The organism is Comamonas koreensis (assembly GCF_021026195.1).
Classification (GTDB): domain Bacteria; phylum Pseudomonadota; class Gammaproteobacteria; order Burkholderiales; family Burkholderiaceae_C; genus Comamonas; species Comamonas koreensis.
The window spans coordinates 1-15,985 of record NZ_JAJNCT010000010.1 but is presented as its reverse complement, the minus strand read 5'-3'; the positions used below and the strand labels follow the sequence as shown (position 1 = coordinate 15,985).

Below are 15,985 nucleotides of genomic sequence, written 5' to 3'. Positions count from 1 at the left end.
CGCCCCGGAGGGGGTGTGATGGTGGTGACAACATGAAAAGTCTTACGGCAGTCGCTCAGCCCGCGCCAGGCGCGGAACATCTTCCCCCAGAGCCAGTCTCCCCGCTGGTGGCTGCCACTGCCAATGCTCTGCCGATGCAAGACAACGTGCTGGCCCGGGCCCGCGCTTTTTCCGTACCGCTGATCGCCGAAGAGACCCTGGACACTGGTGAGAACGCACTGCAGCACGCCGATGCCGTCGCAGCCATCCTCAAGCATATTGGTGGCTCCGAAGCCATGCAGGCGGCCGCTTACCTGGTGCACACCAGCGAGCAGCTGAACAAGCCGCGCGAAGTCATCGGCAAGGCCTTTGGCGAGAGCTATGCGGTGCTGGCGGTGGAAACCGTGGCGCTGATGAAGGTGCAGGCCCAGGCGCGCCAGGCCGATGCCGGCCACCTGGTCGACGACCCGGCTACCCAGACCGAGAACATCCGCAAGATGCTGCTGGCGTTCTCGCGCGACTTGCGTGTGGTGATGCTGCGCCTGACATCACGCCTGCAGACCTTGCGCTGGTATGCGGCCACCAAGGGCCCCGTATCGCCCGCCGTGGCGCGCGAGAGCCTGCAGGTTTTTGCACCGCTGGCCAACCGCCTGGGTATCTGGCAGATCAAGTGGGAGCTGGAAGACCTGGCCTTCCGCTTTCTGGAGCCCGATACCTATAAGAAGATCGCCAAGCTGCTGGACGAGACCCGGGTGGAGCGCGAGCTCTACATGGTGGGCCTGCGCGAGCGCCTTGAATCCGACCTGCGTGCGCACAGCATCAGCGCGACCGTGGCAGGACGCCCCAAACATATCTACAGCATCATCAAGAAGATGCGCGGCAAGTCGCTGGGCTTTGACCAGCTCTTCGACATCCGCGCGCTGCGCGTGGTGGTGCCCTCGGTCAAGGACTGCTATGCGGCCCTGTCCTTTGTGCATGAGGCCTTCAGCCCGGTGGAGTCGGAGTTTGACGACTACATTGCCAAGCCCAAGCCCAACGGCTACCAGTCACTGCATACGGTGGTGCGGGACGAGCACGGCAAGGCCATCGAGATTCAGATCCGCACCCAGGCCATGCACGACCATGCCGAAAACGGTGTGGCCGCCCACTGGGCCTATAAAGAGGCGGGCACGAAGGGCTATGCCGGCGTATCTGCGACCAGCGACTACGACGCCAAGATCGCGGTGCTGCGCCAGCTGCTGGCCTGGCGCAAGGACATGGTCGGCCAGACCCAGGACAGCGGGCTGTTTGACGACCATATCTATGTGCTGACGCCCAATGCGGCGGTGATCGAGCTGCCCCAGGGCGCCACTCCGGTGGACTTTGCCTACTCGGTCCACACCGATCTGGGCCACCGTTGCCGGGGTGCCAAGGTCGATGGCCAGATGGTGCCGCTCAACACGCCGCTGCAAAACGGGCAGACGGTGGAGGTGGTCTCTGTCAAGGAAGGGCGGCCATCGCGCGACTGGCTCAATGCCGAGCTGGGCTACCTGGTCAGCTCCCGCGCCAAAGCCAAGGTACGTGCCTGGTTCAATGCCCAGGTGATGCATGAAACGGTAAGCCGTGGCCGCGAGCTGGTCGAGAAGCTGCTGCAGCGCGAAGGCAAGACGGCGCTCAAGCACGACGACCTGGCGGACCAGCTCGGCTTCAAAACCGCAGAGGCATTGTTTGAAGTAGTGGGCAAGGACGAGCTGTCGTTGCGCACCATTGAGAACATTCTGCGTCCCCCCGAGCCGGTGCAGGCCGATGATGACCTGGTGCTGAGCCGCCCACGCAAGGCGACCGAAGGCTCGGGCAAGGGCGGGGTGCTGGTCGTAGGTGTCGATTCGCTGATGACCCAACTGGCCAAATGCTGCAAGCCCGCGCCGCCCGATCGCATCGGCGGTTTCGTCACGCGCGGCAAAGGGGTCAGCGTGCACCGCCACGATTGCAGCAACTTCCGGGAAATGTGCGCGCGCAACCCGGAGCGCAGTATTGATGTGGAGTGGGGGTTGCCCACCAGCGGTCAGCGATCGGCCGAAGCCGTCTACCCTGTTGATGTGGCGGTGGAGGCGCACGACCGCCAAGGTCTGCTGCGCGATATCTCTGAGCTTTTCGCGCGGGACAAGACGAATGTGATCGGTGTGCAGACCCAGTCCGTCAAGGGCACGGCCTGGATGACGTTCACGGTAGAGGTCTCGGATTCGGGCAAGCTGGCCAAGGTGCTGGCCTCTGTGGCGACGGTATCGGGCGTGCGCTCGGTGCGCCGGAAATAGGGCTGAAAAGCACTATTTTCAAAAAAAGCCTCAACTTTCCATTCAGGCCGTTTTTTCTGGCTATAATTTGAGTCTTCAACGACAGGCGCGTAGCTCAGCTGGTTAGAGCACCACCTTGACATGGTGGGGGTCGTTGGTTCGAGTCCAATCGCGCCTACCAAATTTTCCCTCTGAAGAGAACCAGACTTCAGGATAACAGGGAACTTCTGGGGAACTTTTCGAAGTTTCTTTTTGATCAAACCGCCTTTTTTAGGGCGGTTTTTTCATTTCCGAGCACCTGCTCCAGCTTGGCCAGCTCTCGGCCCCGATCTGCACCATCAATCCACTTCGAATAGACCGTGAACAGCATCTTGGCGTTCTTGTGTCCCATCTGCCTTGCAATGTAGGCCGGGTTCACGCCTGCACCCAGTGCATTGGTCGCATAGGTGTGCCGCGTCTGATACGGCCGGCGCCACCGGATGCCCGCGCCGCGCAGCGCCGGCCGCCAATAGGTGTCGCGCTGGCTGCGCTCGTCGTTCCAAGGTTTGTCAGTGCCTGGATTCTCGAAGATCTTCCGCCCCAGTTCTGCATCCAGCTCGTTTGAACCGCCCAGCATCGTCCACGGCTTCATTGTCTCCAGCGCCGACAATGCCCGGCTCACCAAGTCCACATCGCGGGAGTTGTAGGTTTTCAGCGGCTTGGACTCTCCAGCGGTCCGGGCGCGTTCCACCCGGATGGTTTTGCTTCGCCAATCCACATCACCCCAGCGCAGCTCAATAATTTCCTCTGGCCGCATCCCCGTCATAAATGCAAACTCAAAATAGGCCCAGGCCCGAATGTCGGAGTTCTTGCGGATTTTCTCAAGAATCTGCTCCATTTCATCGGGCGAGAGAGGGTCTGGGGCGGGTGCCTGATGCTTGCTGTTCTCGATTCCCTCCATCGGATCATTAAGTTTCATTTCTCGACCGGCCAGCGAGAATACTCCGCGCAAGCAAATCAAATAATTGTTCAGCAGTTTTGCAGATTTCCATGGGGTATTCCCCACGCGAGCAGCAACAACTGCATGTGTTAATTGATCCATGGGAGTATCTTCGCCATACATCGATTTCCAGACCAACAGCGCATTGCGATATTGGGACAGAGTGTTTTTTGCCAGCCGTCCTTTGGTTTCGAGCCACAAGTCACACCATTGGCCAAAAGTCCTTGTGGTGACCGCCGCGATCTTCTTGGCCCTTGGCGAGTCGGGGAAGTGCTCGGCCAGATCGAATGCACCAACGGCTATTTGCTGGCGGATTTCTTGGGCCACTCGATGGGCATGCTTGGTATTCGCGGAGGTGGGTCGGGCGACGATACCCCCGATGGTGAGTGTTTCTCTGTAACGCACGCCATTCCAAACGAAAAAGAGCCGGATACTCTTTTCTCGAATCTCTACACCATTCCCGATTTTTGGAGCACCCATGCTTCAATTCCTTTTGTGTCAATCCATACGCGGTCATCTGGCCCGCGCCGCCATTCCTTATCTTGAAGCCACACGCCGCGCTCGATGCGCTTTCTGATGGCTGCCGCTGATAGCCCTGTCATTGCTGAGGCCAGCTCGACAGTAACAAACCGAGCAGCATTCACTATTGGGCGTTCTGCTTTGGTGGTTGCCATATTCACTGATTCCTCCGAATTCTCTTTGCACCTGCAGCACCTGCAGGTTTCTCGCTCACCGGCATGGCCTGCAGGTTTTCGCCTGACCTGCAGCCTTCGACAACACCAGATCGCTTGTCATGCTCCAGCAGCGCCTTGCTGAGCATCTTGTGTGCCTGGCGCACGTATGCGGGCACCTGGTTGATCTTGTCGGCCTGCTGCTGCAGGATCTCGCCCGCTCGCTCGGGGGTTGCCGCACCATGCTGCACGGATAGCGCTGCGCCTTGCATGAAGCCGCGTTGCATGTGCTCATCCAGCATGTACGCGCAGCGCAGCCAGGCCAGCAGCCGGCGCAAGTGGTTTACCTGGGCCTCGGTCATCGGTAGGGCGGGGATGTTGTTGTCCCCGGTCAAGATCATCGTCTTGGTCATCGTTTGTCCTTGGTGTTCCCATCCTTCTGTGGTTGGGTCTGGATGGTGGGCGGCTGCGCGGCGCGGGCCCGGCGCTCCGCAATCTCTTTGAGGATGTCAAAGGGCGAGCCGGTGCGCGGCGGTGGTGGTGGGGGTGGTGGGCTGTAGTGCCTACTCATCGAGCACCCCAAGGTCACCATCGACGATTCTTTTTGCGCTCATCAACAGGTGATTGACGCCATGCAGAACCTGGTCGCTGCGTTCGTCATCATTGACCGCATGAAACAGGTTGATGATCTTGCTCAGGTCGGCAGAGGTGTCCGCAAGTGGCCCATCACCAGGCTCCGCAGCCTTAATAGCTTCGTCAGTGCTTTCGCAGTACGTGCCCAACAAGTCGCGTAGTGCGAACACCTCTTCGGAGTTGGCGTGCTCCGCGTGTTGGGTGATCACACTGTTGGCGCACTCCATGTATGTGTACGCCAGCCAGTGCAGCTCATTGCGCTGGGCCTGGGTGAACTGCTTGGACTTGCTCGCCGGTGCTTGCGCAGGATTTCGAGTAGGGCGCGGCACATCGGTGAAGATGACTTGATGAATAGCACTTCCTGTTATGGCTGCTAAACGCTCAGATGCACAGTGGATGTTTATGGTTCGTTCGACTGACTCAGTATCGTCAGGCACAAGGCGAGCAGCGTTAATGCATGCTGCAACGTCATAAGCTGTGTTCTCTGCGTTCGTGTTCGAGTACTTACCTTTTGCGGCATCAAGCGCGATCATTGCACCAATGCTCAGCAGACGATCTGAGTCGCCGCTGAAACCGTGTGGTTCATCTGTCGCGCTGGCCAGCGCCAAGAAGTCACCCACCTCCGCAAACAGTGTTGCGGCAGCAGAAGCAAGTGGAGTTGGCGCAGAAGCTGGCGCTGCTGGCACCGCCTTGCGGCCGCGAGCTTTTGCTGTCGGCTTTTCAAGAACGGCATTCATGCTGCTGCTCCTTTGCCCGCGTCCGCGAAATTAGGCCCATAGGTCCAGCGCTCAAAGTCGCCAACAATGTCGCCACCCAGCGCATCGCCTGCAGCTGCGCCAATGTATTGGGTGATGGCCTGGGCGCCCCCCAGCAGCACCTGGCTGTCATAGCTGATCTTTGAGTCAGCCTGCATCAGCATGAGCATCTCGTTCACCGTGCCGGCCTGCTGGGCGACGAACTCAAGCACTCGGCGCTGTTGAGCATGGGTCTTGCCTGGCGGCGGTGCTTGCTCAACACGCCGGATGGGTGGTGTCGGCCGGTCGCGGAAGGTCTTGATGCCTGCAAAGGTCGTCAAGGCGCGGAGATCTTCCAGGGTGCCTGGCAGGCCTGCAATCGCCTGGTGCAGGTGGGAGGCGAACCCGTCGATGTGCTCCAGCAGTGCTGCAGAGGCGATAGCCACGGGAACAGTTGGGCCAGAAGCCGCTTCAAGACATGCGAAAGTGTTTTGCACGCACTGACGCAGCATCACCAAGCTTTCCAAGGTGCCGATTTGAGGGCTGTCCGATTCTTCAGGGTTCAGCAGGTTGAACAGCACCGTGTCGCACTCAATTGCTTCGCCCAGGGCATGCGGCATGTCCTGCAGTTCAGCCTGGGCCAGCTCCGTGCAGAGGTAGTGGAGGATCTGAAGCGCTTCCGTCTGCAGTCGCTCTGCCTCAGTGGGGCGCGGCGGCACTGGCTCGCTATGCTTGGCCTGCTGGCGCGCAGGGCTCCGCTTGGCACCCTTCGCGGGGTGCGCGATAATCGCTTCCATGGTTCGTTCCTTGTGAGGAGGGTTTCGAGCTAAGAGGGCTGCACAGTTGACGCTGTGCGGGTTTCGGGCAAAGGCTGGCAGTTGACGCTGCTGGCCTTTCGCTTTTTCTTGGGTGGTTCAGCAGCCTTTTTCTCGGCGCGGCGCTTACGAGCTTGTGCTAGACGCTCCTCGCGTTCCGACTGTTTCCACATGTCCATTGTTCGGAAGGCCACTTCTCGATGAAGATGTTGCAAGGAAGCATGTGTTCCACTGGTCCCAGTGAAAGCTAGCTCCGAAGCATCCCAAGGATCTTGGCGTGCGTAGTTCGCTATGTTGCTCAGGTTGATAGCCTGCTCAAGCACAGCTCGGATCATCATGGCTTCCACCGCCTGGCGGAATAGGTTCGTTCCCTGCAGCACCATTGCTCTGTCTAGCATCGCCCGCAGGCTTGGCATTTCCCAGCCATCAAACGTGGCTGGCAGCATATCCATAGGGTATGGACGGGCTATTGGACGAACAATCACAGCAGCACTCCTTGCGGCTTAGGTGTTGGCGAGCTGGTGGCGGCTTTCGCCAGAAGTTCCCGCTCTGGTGCTTTCGGGAGCTTCTCGACCTCAAGGTAGAACTTGACGGCCTCCACACCTTTGTCGTTATAGACAAACGTACGCACCTGCTTGGAAGAGTTGGGGGACTTGTCGAGCACAAACATGCCGTACTCTTCGATTTTGAGTCCGTGGGAATTGGCAATCCGACCGACCATGTTGGCGCTGATACCGAGCTTTTCCCCAACCTTTTCTGCCGGATAGGTCTCCTGCTCCAAGTGGGGTAGGGCCAAGATTTCGATGCCTGCCACTGGGTTAATGACCTTAGCGAAGACAACTTGGCGCGATTGCTCGCTGAGGCTCGGAAACTGGGCAACGATGCGCTCTGCCGTTTTGGCCGCCATATCCAGCGCCCGGGCACGGCGGAATTCAGGCAGGCCGCTCTGGCTAGCTGACTTCTTAGGCTGCGGTAGCGTGGCGACTTGTCCCGCGAGAGCCACGCGCTCACATTCGATGAAATACAGACGAGCTTCCTTGCCCTTGGGTGTGCGCTCAACCATGGATAGTTCTTTCGCCATGTTCAATGCGAGCGTGTATTCCTTGCTTGGACGACCTCCAGAGGGGGTTTTACTCAAAAATGAGTAAAAGTCCTTTCCCTCTTGAAAGTCGTATTCAGCAATGCGCCGGTCGATCCAGTCATTGAAACGGGTATCGGGCCCGAGATAGGCATGGAGTTCACGGGCATTAGCTGTCAGCACGACTGTGCCGCCGATTTCGCGTGAGACTACTTGGATAAGTTCATTCATTTCAGGTTTCCTTTCTGCGCCGCTGGCGCGCTGGGTATCAGAGATGCACGCAGCCTGGCCAAGATCTCGCCGTTCAAGCTGCGGTCATTTGCTTTGGCTGCCGCCTGCAGCGGAGCCTTCAAATCTGCAGGGATGCGGACAGGGGTTGGTGTGAGTTGGTGACGATCTTTGGTCATGGCGTGTGGATGAAATTTAGATTCTTTCTTTGTGGATGTCAATAAGATTCTTTGAAAAGAGACGAAATGACATCCACAATTGAGGGATGGCTACAGACAGACATCAAGCACCCAGTTACCCACTTCGGATGCCGGAGGAGTTGAAGGCGCGCATTCAGGCATCCGCAAGTGAGAGCGGTAGAAGCTTGCATGCTGAGTTACTTGCGAGGCTTGAGGAAAGCTATGCGGGTGGTGACAGCGAAGAATTGCATCTGCGAATTTCTCGGCTGGAGGGGGAACTGGCTGGTACTAAATTCGCAACTGACGCATTGCTCGAAAGCGCCTCTCGTAGATTGGGAAAGATGGCTACGGCCTATGCGACTGTTCGTTCGCTACTTGAACGAATGGATGCACTGTTTGAGGAAGTGGCCGATGTTGCCCAGAGACAAGTCGATGGAGATGAGCGCGACTTGGCGTTGGCCGCTGCTCGGTTGGAAAATGCCAAAGCTGAAAAGGGCACTTTGGATGAAGCCATCGAACAGCAAATCTTTGATTTTGATGAAGAGTCACTGATAGAGGGCTTTAAGGCAGCTGCCAGGAAGAAAAAGCGCGAGGTAGCTAAGAAGCGCGATGCCTCTAACCCGAAAGTATCGGGTTAGTTGCTAGACTCGTCATTCGCTCCAGGCATGCTCTGGGCTCCAGCGTTCTACGCGCAAATGGACGGTTGGCACTGGCCCGAGTATTACGAACCACTCTTGCGGATTAGCGCCTTGCAGGCGTCCCGATTGCTCAAGGGCGCGCTGCATCTTCGGGCTCATGCGCAGGGCCTTTTGAACGGCATGCCAGGCTATCAAGCGTGGATCGTTCTCCGGCACACCAATTCGTACCAGGCCGCCCAGCTTCGACTGCTCCTCCATCGTGAGGGTTCTTAATCCGACGCTGGTTTGGACTGCCTTCAAAGCAGTGGGCTCGCAGTGCTGATTGCGCGAGAACCAGACAGCCGGCTTCTCACGCACTGGCACATTGGCACTGGCTGGGAGGATCTCACCGCAGGCCAGGATAAGTCCCGCGTTCGTTGCGGTGGTGTAATGCCAAACAGATTTCATTTGATGTCCTCTGCAGACCATCCGCCGGTGATTAGGTTGCGCAGAATATCCGGGCTCTCGTTACGGTCCAGCCCGTCTTTGTCCTCCAGGTGCTGGTACACCTGCAGCGCTTCTTCCTTGGAGCGTGGTGGGATCTTGGCCAGCATTGCAAAGCAGTAATCGTCGTGTGCGCGGCCGGCAGGATCGGCGTCACTGGTGTAGATAGAAAAGACGTTTCGCAGCCAGTAGAGCGAGTCCCAATAGTCCTGCTCATAGAGGCAGTCTGCAAGCGTATGCGGTACTAGCTCTGAGCGCTTGGCGAAGCGTGCAGCTGCTTCTTCTAGGTCGTACACACCCCAGTCCTTTTCGCGCTTGAGTCCCCGCAGAGCCTGTTTGCAGAGCTTCTCCGCTGGGGTCAACTCGAACAGCGCCTTCTCACTCCCAAAGCGGGCAAGCGCCTCATCCTGGCGAGCCTTTTTCTTGACAGACGATTGGGCCAAGTCTTCGAGGTTTGCAAAGTTAAAGCCACCGAATACAGCTGCCAAGGGGTTACCGCCGCTTGCCCGCATCAGGTAGTCGCTGTAGCGCCGCTCAAGGTCCTTGGCGGGGGTCTTGATCGTCTTGAAAGCTTCCAGTGCATTTGCGATCAGCGCTGGGTTTGCAGTCTGGATGCAGTCGCGTAGCCACAGCACCGCATCTAGCTCACGGTCGCCTGTTTCGTTCTTTGGTGCCGGCGTCTCCACGGTGGCCAGCGCAGTGCTGGCGCTGGTCGCAATGGGCGGAAGAGAGAAGAGGACGCGGAATTCTTGGTTATCGGTCATGTTGTCCTTTACAGGCGATGGCGGGCAGCGCGTTCAACTTCGGCGCGGCGATCAAGACGGGTGCGGCGGTCATTGCGCACATTGCGCCAGACCAAGCTGAGGGCCCAGGCGGCAGCTTTGGTCCAGCTGGCGCCAGCCCAGCGGCGCATAGCGAAGAGGCGGTAGGCAAGGGTGATCTGCTCAACCATGTTGGCGCTCTTCTTGTTCGGCTTTTGCCTGACTGAGCATTGCATCCCAGATGCTGCGGACATGGCTCTCGTCATCAATGCTTGGGCGGCCGAGACAATCGGCTTCCATGCCCGCAATGAACATTTCCACTGTCGGCACGAGTGGGACAAGCTGTTGGCCAACTGGCATTGCCAAGCTTCCTGCAAACTGCTCCAGGTTGACAGCTTCGGCCTCGTGGCCGTGCTGGCGCAGCTTCGCAGCGGCGCGGGTGAGTGGGTTGTGTACTTCCATTGTTGGGCTCCAGACGTAAAAAAGCCCGCTGGTTGTGCGGGCTAGGAATGGATTAGCTGCCAATCTCTGATTAGTTGATCAATTGCGATTGACAGCCATCAGTAGATGTGCGCCTTGTCTTGCATTTCGATGGCAGGCTGTTTTAGTTGCGCTGGAATCTATATATTCAATTTCTCACGATTGACTCCATCGTATGTAGTTGCGTTTTCGCATCGATGGCCCTTGAATGATTGTAAAAATTCCACAGCAATTTCTATCAATGTTGACCTTCAATGTTTTTTATCTATAATTTAGTCTCCTATGAGACACCTCCTTGTGATTGCAATAGTTATCGCGATATTTCGTGCAGAGGCGCATTCACATTCCTCTGAGCAAGCCATTAGGGCAGGTTCAATCATGTCAAAGCCAAACGGTCTTAAGCAAGCGCAATACTTGCGACACTTCTCACGAATCCGCAATGGTCTGCGACGTCGAAGAAAATCTCAAGACAAATAATAATCAACAGCCTTTCCTCTGTCTAACGTATTCTTTTATTTTTAACTGAAGGTCAAAAAGTGAAAAGCTTTATTAATGCGACGTTTCTGTCCTCTGTCTTTATTATTGGTTCTTTGACAGGTTGTGCAGTGGAAAACCGGAGTACAGGTAGTAGCGGTATCGGCCGCACCTATATGTCAGATATCAAGACGCTAGCAAATGGCAATTTCTATGTTGAAGCTGAAGCTGCACCGCTTGCAGGTCGTCAAGGAGGAGCGTTGAGGGTTACCACTGAGCGAGCGACAGACTTCTGCTCTCAACAATATAAGAAAATGATTGTTGTACATGAAGAGGCTGATTCTCATTTGTTGGTAAATGGAGTCTCACGTCTCACGTTTGTTTGCCAATAGTGTTGTAAGAGAAGAATTGATATAGTTTAATAATTCACTAAGCATTGCAATAAGCCTCCTTGCCCTCCGGGCATAGGAGGCTTTTTATATCCTCTCACAACGCTTTTGGTTATGGCAGATACATACGATGGCAGCTGGCGCTAGTCTGGAAAACTAAGCCCTCTGTCACAAGGCTTGGGTCTCCTGCGGAAACCGGCTGGCCAGTATTTCGGGCGTCGTTTTGTGTAGATGCTTTGAAAGCTCTTCACTGAGCATCGACGCACACGGACTTCTCTTGTACTTTCTAGGCGTAGGATCAAATTTCTGACCAGGAAAAAATGCTGCTTCCACAGCTCTGAACGACACTATCCCGATACCTGGAACTTTCAGTAGACCCTCGGGATAGCGCTGTTTGATCAGCTCAACAGTGTCTATTCCCTCTTGAAATAGAGCATTCGCTGCACGTCTCGGTAGAAGCCTGCGAATAACCGCCTTTTCAGTCATCTGTGTCTACTCCTCTTCTGTTTAAGCTTTGAAGGGAGTATTTCATAGAGTTTTTTTTATGAAAAGGCTATCAGTTTTATTTTTTGTGAATTTTTTGCTATTTCATGCGGGGATGCATCGACAACATGTGGAACCGAAAAAATGGAAAAGATGCTGAGATTCCAATCAGCGTGACCGTTGCTGTTCTCGGGCGTCTTCCCCTCACCAATTGAGCCTTGCAGGGCTACGGCTGGGCACCGCGCAGAGCAGCGGCCGTGCCCGCTGGTGCAATTGGCCGGACGAATGCCCCACAGGCAGGGCAAGCAACATCGGCGGCTGACTTTTTAAAGACCTGGAGGGGGCTCGCTCGATCACTGGCACCCATCGCTTGGTGCAACTTCTGCTGCGCTCCCTTTGGAACTGGACCCGCCCGCTGCGTCCTGTAGGGCTTACCGGCTTCGTATCGCTTGCCGGGGTCGTTTCGCGTTCGTTGCTGCGACGACTGAAGTATCGGTTAGCCGATATTTAATGTCAAGTGGTTTGCCGATATTTATATCGGGGCGCCGATTTCGGACGCAAAAAAGCCACCTCGAGGGTGGCTGGTAGACCGACCAACTCTGCTACTTGAAGGTGCGCTTGCTCAACACTTCCCCAGTGTCCCCGTTGACGATCCAAACTTGTTGAACCTTCACCAAGAGGCTCGTCCCCTCAACCATTTTCTCGATTGGATTGTTGATTTCGGGTTTCTGGTACTCGCTGTATGCGGCAAGGTAAGGGTGAGCCAGCACGCCTAGGTAAAAGGTGCGGATCTTCCCATGGAGTGCTCTGGCATCTTGAGGGGGTAGCTTGATCTTGAAGGGCTGCGAGCTTGCGTTGCTCCCATACTTGAAGTTGGTAAACGACACCACACAGACCTGTTGATGGCTGGATTTAACGCTTCTCTTCACCCCAAATGCATTGCTGCCCTCGTACGTTCTTTCAGATGAGGACATCACATTAGGCGTAAGCATCTCTACGCCGTCACCAATCTTGAAATTCGATGAAAGGTAGGGGGGTGTGAATGAAAGCACACCCTTGTCGGCGTCATAGCTTGAAGTGCCATCTTTTGGCTCCCAGAATGCCAGAGTGTCACCAAGCTTCAACTCGTCAAAATACTTCTGCTTCGAGAGTTCCTGCAGTCGCTTCGCATAGTCTTTGGAGGTCTCGTACTGATCCTTCGACAGCTTTCGTATTTGCAGCGCCTGCATGATGTCGGAACATACATGCCCCTTAAAGGAACTATCGATCGACGAGGCCTTGCTATCGAAAGGTTCGACTGGCACTCTTTTGATGGGCTCAGGAATTGGAGTGTGTACCACTTCAGGCGAGTCGGCTATGACCGCTCTAGGCGGGGATTTGTCACCACATCCCACAAGTAGGAGCAAGGGGATGGAGGCTATTAATGCTGTTCTCTTCATTGCCGTTTCCTAGCTCTAGATGCGTTCACTCTGCTTGTGCACCACTTCTCCAATCAGATGGACCCCATCGTGACACACCTTGCGGGGATAGCGTCGTTGATCCGGATTGTCAGAAGAGAGCCACCAGCGACCCTCATCCCTGACTAGGCGCTTTACGACCATCTCACCCTCGTAGTTCACCGCAAACACGCAGCCGTCCTTCGGCTCAGTCTGAGCCGTGTTCACAACGACAGTGTCTCCATCAAACAGACCTGGCTCCATGCTCCCATTGGCGATATACACCGCGAGAAGAAGATCAGGGTTGTATCCATTCCGGTCATACCAGTCCTTCCTGAACACCAGCGGGTTTCCTTCTTCATTCAGGTGCTCCACACCGAAACCAGATGCGCCTGCAGATAACTTGAACTTCACGCGTTTGACTGCAGGATAGTCCGGGTTGTTTTCAAGGTCGATGGGCTGCTTACTCACTCCAGACAGCATTTCGCCGACGCCTTTTTCAAGCCATTGGGGTGATACGCGCATCGTTACAGCCATTGTCGACACGTAGCTAGATCCGTGGCCACTGCGCTCCAGTTCGGCGATGGTGGACTGGCCAACGCCAACCCTCTTCGCTAGTTGCGCCTGTGTTAGTCCGGCATGTAGCCGGGCCGCCTTGAGTCGTTGTCCAAATTCTGTAGCCATAGTTGAGAGCATACGGAAATCCGATATCGGAAAAACGCTTGTGAAATAATCGGTAAACCGATATGATCGAGCCTATGCAATGGAAAAACTACATCGCCGCGATCGCGGATAGGGGGATGACCCAAAAGCAGCTTGCTGATGAAGCTGGTTGTGGGCAACCGGCAATTTCTGACTTGGCATCAGGAAAAACACGCGACCCTCGAAGTTCGGTAGGGCTTGCCCTCATCCGCATCGGCCAGCGCCTTGGTTTAGATCCAGCAGATTTTTCAGAGAGCTGCCGCTCAGCTGCCTAACTGGCCGGCCTTCTCCAGCGCCACTGAGCTACTACCAAATCTAATCAGCAGCTCGCCATGACACCAGTTGAGTTCCAGCTTGGATGTTTGCAGCAGCCGCTTGGTCTTCCCATTTGCATCCACGTTGGTGCTCAACGTAGTGCGTTGGGATTCGTGGATTGGGGCACCAAGCAGGGGTTGGCGGCGGGCGGTGGCGGAGGTGTTTTGCGTTTTCATGCAGCCAGTATCTGAAATCAAAGCCAGGCGCGCCAGCCTGAAATGAACTCACTTTCAAGGGACAGAAAAATGACTTGCCACCTCTCTCAAACCGATTGGCGCGATGTTGTCTACAACACGGTCCGCAGCACCTCAGGCGGCGTTGTGGATGCAGCCCGCTTCCTTACCGAGCGCCGTGGTCGCTCGATCCATCCCGAGACTCTGCGCGCCCGCCTGCGCGGCATCGATGGCGAATTTGTCAATTTGGAAATGCTGGAGCTTCTGACCGAGTGGATGCAGGAGAAGACCGGATCCAAACCTTTGGACTGGCTCAAGGCCCTGAGTCACCGCTTTGGCATGGTCTCCATGGAGCTGCCGCCAGCTCCAGAGGGTGGCTGGGCCTGCGAGGTCAGCGCCATCAGGCAAAAGCTGCTGCAGCTGAACGTCGAGGGCGGATCGCTCACAGCGCTGGGGATGAAGGTCACTGATGACCTGTCGATCAGCCCCCGCGAAGCCGAGGAAATGTCGGCCCAGATCATGGCCGAGGTCGAGCTGCTGCTGCGCTTGCGCCGCAATATCTGCCGCGCTGCAGGCCTCGAAAGCTAAAAGTTACGCCAACGGCCAGGAATGGGTTAGCTACCCCGACCGCACAGCAGATCCACCACCTGCCGGCCTGTTGGCACCTATTCCAAGTGGTGCATGAAAGGTGAACATGACTGAACAACAAACTCCCGCCCATTGGCCCAGCGTAATGGCGCTGATCGCGCCTTCCGCAGACGACGGCTTGCCAGTCTGAAAGGGCCTACGTGAGTTTTGACGCAATCCGTTGGGCGCTTGCCCAGCCAGTCCAAAAGTCAGCAGCGAAATTCTTGTTGGTGGCATTGGCTGACTGCGTAAACGAAAAGTCGCAAGAGTGGCTGTGCTGGCCATCAGGCGCGCATTTATCTAAGACCACCTCCCAAGATCGAAAGACAGTGATGGCAGGAATGAAGCACCTTCTTGACGCTGGATACATCGAGGACACCGGCGAGAAGGTCGGCCAAACAAAACAGATTGCTGTTTACCTGCTCAAGACACCCGAAATTGGGACCGTTAAAGGCGATGAGGAAGAGCCCTCAATTTCCCGCGAAACAGTCCCAGATTTCCCAGGAATCGACGAGACAAAGAGCACCGAAAACGGGACTGTTAAAGAGTCCCAAAAACGGAACAGTACCGAAAACGGAACAGTACCGGATTTCCCATCGAACAGTACCGTTTTTCCCGCCAAACAGTACCAAATTTCCCGCGAAACAGTCCCAAAAACGGGACACGGAACCAGTAAGGAACCAGTAATGGAACCAGTAAAGGAACCAGTAATAAAGAAACGCGCAAGCAGGTCGCAGAGCTTTGACGCTGGACACATTGACCTGCCGGACTGGTTGCCCATTGAGACCTGGCAGATGTGGGTTCGCAATCGCAAAGAGGCCAAGAAGCCCATCACGCAAGACGCAGCCAAGCTGCAGCTGCGGAACCTGGGGAAATACCGCGAAGCAGGTCAGGACCCTGTGGAGGTGATCGAGAACGCAATTGCCAACGGCTGGCAGGGCCTATATCCCGTCCGCCAAGGCCCGAACAAGCAAACGGTTCAGATGCCTGCCAAACAGGGTGAATTTGGCGCGAGCTACTACGAAGGTGCGGAGAGCTGGGGATGACCGATACACGAAAAGAAAACTGCCCCATCCACGGGGACTACAGCGCACGCGTGAACGCTGAGACAGGCCGCTGGACTCGCTGCTGGGGGTGCGTCGAGGCGGAGATTCAGGCGCAAGAGGCGCAAGACCGCCAGCGCGAAAAAGCTGCAGAGGCTGGCCAGGTGCTAGCGCAACTGATCGACAGCAGCGGCATGGAAGGCCGGATGCTGCGCGCATCGTTCGAAAGCTACGAGGCAAGGACACCCGCTCAGGCTGCTGTGCTTGCCGCGTGCAAGGCCTTTGCCGAATCCGTGGAGCTGGATGGCGGCCGCAATCTGTGGCTTATCGGGCCACCTGGCACCGGAAAGACGCACCTTGGCAGCGCAATCGTGAGTCACCTCATCCGTGAACGCGGCATCCCTGCTGCGAT

At 56.3% G+C, this 15,985-nt stretch carries 23 protein-coding genes, 1 tRNA gene and 1 pseudogene; 9 read left to right on the top strand and 16 right to left on the bottom strand.

Going from position 1 to position 15,985, the window contains the following annotated elements:
• Positions 1 to 32: 32 nt before the first annotated feature.
• Together LPW39_RS10565 and LPW39_RS10560 are read left to right on the top strand one after the other, a co-directional pair.
• Positions 33 to 2,273, top strand: coding sequence for a RelA/SpoT family protein (locus tag LPW39_RS10565; RefSeq protein WP_407928828.1), 2,241 nt, complete (start codon positions 33 to 35; stop codon positions 2,271 to 2,273).
• Between the two features lie 83 nt (positions 2,274 to 2,356).
• Positions 2,357 to 2,433: transfer RNA gene (locus LPW39_RS10560), tRNA-Val, on the top strand.
• Positions 2,434 to 2,508: 75 nt separating this feature from the next.
• On the opposite strand, the gene LPW39_RS10555 is transcribed toward LPW39_RS10560, so the two are convergent.
• The 8 genes from LPW39_RS10555 to LPW39_RS23590 all read right to left on the bottom strand — a co-directional run bounded on the left by LPW39_RS10555 (position 2,509) and on the right by LPW39_RS23590 (position 7,569).
• Positions 2,509 to 3,711 (bottom strand): tyrosine-type recombinase/integrase, encoded by a 1,203-nt coding sequence (locus tag LPW39_RS10555; RefSeq protein WP_230774385.1) that lies wholly within the window; start codon positions 3,709 to 3,711, stop codon positions 2,509 to 2,511.
• Complete coding sequence (locus tag LPW39_RS10550) at positions 3,681 to 3,905, bottom strand: excisionase (RefSeq protein WP_230774383.1); 225 nt, start codon at positions 3,903 to 3,905, stop codon at positions 3,681 to 3,683. The genes LPW39_RS10555 and LPW39_RS10550 overlap by 31 nt, the downstream gene beginning before the upstream one ends.
• 2 nt (positions 3,906 to 3,907) lie before the next feature.
• Entirely contained in the window at positions 3,908 to 4,315 is a 408-nt protein-coding gene (locus LPW39_RS10545) for a hypothetical protein (RefSeq protein ID WP_230774381.1), read from the bottom strand.
• A 150-nt stretch (positions 4,316 to 4,465) separates the two neighbouring features.
• Positions 4,466 to 5,272: a hypothetical protein gene (locus LPW39_RS10540; RefSeq protein ID WP_230774379.1), complete on the bottom strand. Its 807-nt coding sequence runs from the start codon at positions 5,270 to 5,272 to the stop codon at positions 4,466 to 4,468.
• Positions 5,269 to 6,066 carry a hypothetical protein gene (locus tag LPW39_RS10535; protein ID WP_230774377.1) on the bottom strand — a complete coding sequence of 266 codons (798 nt, stop codon included), beginning with the start codon at positions 6,064 to 6,066 and terminating at the stop codon, positions 5,269 to 5,271. Before LPW39_RS10535 ends, LPW39_RS10540 begins: the two co-directional genes overlap by 4 nt.
• Before the next feature lie 29 nt (positions 6,067 to 6,095).
• Complete coding sequence (locus LPW39_RS10530; RefSeq protein ID WP_230774375.1) at positions 6,096 to 6,569, bottom strand: hypothetical protein; 474 nt, start codon at positions 6,567 to 6,569, stop codon at positions 6,096 to 6,098.
• Positions 6,566 to 7,393 carry an antA/AntB antirepressor family protein gene (locus LPW39_RS10525; RefSeq protein WP_230774373.1) on the bottom strand — a complete coding sequence of 276 codons (828 nt, stop codon included), beginning with the start codon at positions 7,391 to 7,393 and terminating at the stop codon, positions 6,566 to 6,568. Before LPW39_RS10525 ends, LPW39_RS10530 begins: the two co-directional genes overlap by 4 nt.
• The gene (locus LPW39_RS23590) at positions 7,390 to 7,569 is read right to left on the bottom strand and encodes an Arc family DNA-binding protein (protein ID WP_407928827.1); all 180 of its coding nucleotides are present in this window, start codon (positions 7,567 to 7,569) and stop codon (positions 7,390 to 7,392) included. The genes LPW39_RS10525 and LPW39_RS23590 overlap by 4 nt, the downstream gene beginning before the upstream one ends.
• A gap of 86 nt (positions 7,570 to 7,655) precedes the next feature.
• Between LPW39_RS23590 and LPW39_RS10520 the strand changes: the two genes are divergently transcribed.
• Positions 7,656 to 8,207 carry an Arc family DNA-binding protein gene (locus LPW39_RS10520; protein ID WP_230774371.1) on the top strand — a complete coding sequence of 184 codons (552 nt, stop codon included), beginning with the start codon at positions 7,656 to 7,658 and terminating at the stop codon, positions 8,205 to 8,207.
• Positions 8,208 to 8,219: 12 nt separating this feature from the next.
• Here the strand turns inward: LPW39_RS10520 and LPW39_RS10515 are convergent, their stop codons facing one another.
• The 4 genes from LPW39_RS10515 to LPW39_RS10500 are packed head-to-tail and all read right to left on the bottom strand — an operon-like array spanning position 8,220 to position 9,913.
• On the bottom strand, positions 8,220 to 8,654 hold the full coding sequence (locus LPW39_RS10515; protein WP_230774358.1) for a hypothetical protein: 435 nt from the start codon (positions 8,652 to 8,654) through the stop codon (positions 8,220 to 8,222).
• Positions 8,651 to 9,454: a hypothetical protein gene (locus LPW39_RS10510; RefSeq protein WP_230774356.1), complete on the bottom strand. Its 804-nt coding sequence runs from the start codon at positions 9,452 to 9,454 to the stop codon at positions 8,651 to 8,653. The genes LPW39_RS10515 and LPW39_RS10510 overlap by 4 nt, the downstream gene beginning before the upstream one ends.
• Positions 9,455 to 9,462: 8 nt before the next feature.
• Positions 9,463 to 9,642, bottom strand: a complete 180-nt coding sequence (locus tag LPW39_RS10505; RefSeq protein ID WP_230774354.1) for a hypothetical protein — start codon at positions 9,640 to 9,642, stop codon at positions 9,463 to 9,465.
• Positions 9,635 to 9,913, bottom strand: coding sequence for a hypothetical protein (locus LPW39_RS10500; protein ID WP_230774353.1), 279 nt, complete (start codon positions 9,911 to 9,913; stop codon positions 9,635 to 9,637). The genes LPW39_RS10505 and LPW39_RS10500 overlap by 8 nt, the downstream gene beginning before the upstream one ends.
• A gap of 554 nt (positions 9,914 to 10,467) precedes the next feature.
• Between LPW39_RS10500 and LPW39_RS10495 the strand changes: the two genes are divergently transcribed.
• Positions 10,468 to 10,797, top strand: coding sequence for a hypothetical protein (locus tag LPW39_RS10495; RefSeq protein WP_230774351.1), 330 nt, complete (start codon positions 10,468 to 10,470; stop codon positions 10,795 to 10,797).
• Positions 10,798 to 10,962: 165 nt separating this feature from the next.
• Here the strand turns inward: LPW39_RS10495 and LPW39_RS10490 are convergent, their stop codons facing one another.
• Together LPW39_RS10490 and LPW39_RS10485 are read right to left on the bottom strand one after the other, a co-directional pair.
• Complete coding sequence (locus LPW39_RS10490) at positions 10,963 to 11,280, bottom strand: hypothetical protein (protein ID WP_230774350.1); 318 nt, start codon at positions 11,278 to 11,280, stop codon at positions 10,963 to 10,965.
• Positions 11,281 to 11,879: 599 nt separating this feature from the next.
• Positions 11,880 to 12,506: a hypothetical protein gene (locus LPW39_RS10485; RefSeq protein ID WP_407928826.1), complete on the bottom strand. Its 627-nt coding sequence runs from the start codon at positions 12,504 to 12,506 to the stop codon at positions 11,880 to 11,882.
• Here LPW39_RS10485 and LPW39_RS23585 point away from each other — a divergent pair.
• A complete protein-coding gene (locus LPW39_RS23585; RefSeq protein ID WP_407928825.1) occupies positions 12,505 to 12,729 on the top strand; it encodes an enolase N-terminal-like fold-containing protein in 225 nt (74 codons plus the stop codon). The genes LPW39_RS10485 and LPW39_RS23585 overlap by 2 nt on opposite strands.
• Positions 12,730 to 12,731: 2 nt before the next feature.
• Here the strand turns inward: LPW39_RS23585 and LPW39_RS10480 are convergent, their stop codons facing one another.
• A complete protein-coding gene (locus tag LPW39_RS10480) occupies positions 12,732 to 13,397 on the bottom strand; it encodes a S24 family peptidase (protein ID WP_230774347.1) in 666 nt (221 codons plus the stop codon).
• 74 nt (positions 13,398 to 13,471) lie between these two features.
• Here LPW39_RS10480 and LPW39_RS10475 point away from each other — a divergent pair, with 74 nt between their 5' ends.
• Positions 13,472 to 13,690, top strand: coding sequence for a helix-turn-helix domain-containing protein (locus tag LPW39_RS10475; protein WP_230774345.1), 219 nt, complete (start codon positions 13,472 to 13,474; stop codon positions 13,688 to 13,690).
• On the opposite strand, the gene LPW39_RS10470 is transcribed toward LPW39_RS10475, so the two are convergent.
• Positions 13,679 to 13,906 carry a hypothetical protein gene (locus LPW39_RS10470; protein WP_230774343.1) on the bottom strand — a complete coding sequence of 76 codons (228 nt, stop codon included), beginning with the start codon at positions 13,904 to 13,906 and terminating at the stop codon, positions 13,679 to 13,681. The two genes, LPW39_RS10475 and LPW39_RS10470, sit on opposite strands and share 12 nt — an antisense overlap.
• A gap of 69 nt (positions 13,907 to 13,975) precedes the next feature.
• Between LPW39_RS10470 and LPW39_RS10465 the strand changes: the two genes are divergently transcribed.
• The 3 genes and pseudogenes from LPW39_RS10465 to LPW39_RS10455 all read left to right on the top strand — a co-directional run.
• Positions 13,976 to 14,491, top strand: coding sequence for a hypothetical protein (locus LPW39_RS10465; protein ID WP_230774341.1), 516 nt, complete (start codon positions 13,976 to 13,978; stop codon positions 14,489 to 14,491).
• A gap of 200 nt (positions 14,492 to 14,691) precedes the next feature.
• Positions 14,692 to 15,576, top strand: coding sequence for a hypothetical protein (locus LPW39_RS10460; protein ID WP_230774340.1), 885 nt, complete (start codon positions 14,692 to 14,694; stop codon positions 15,574 to 15,576).
• Positions 15,573 to 15,985, top strand: a pseudogene (locus tag LPW39_RS10455) (hypothetical protein); the annotation flags it as partial. The gene LPW39_RS10460 and the pseudogene LPW39_RS10455, both read left to right, overlap by 4 nt.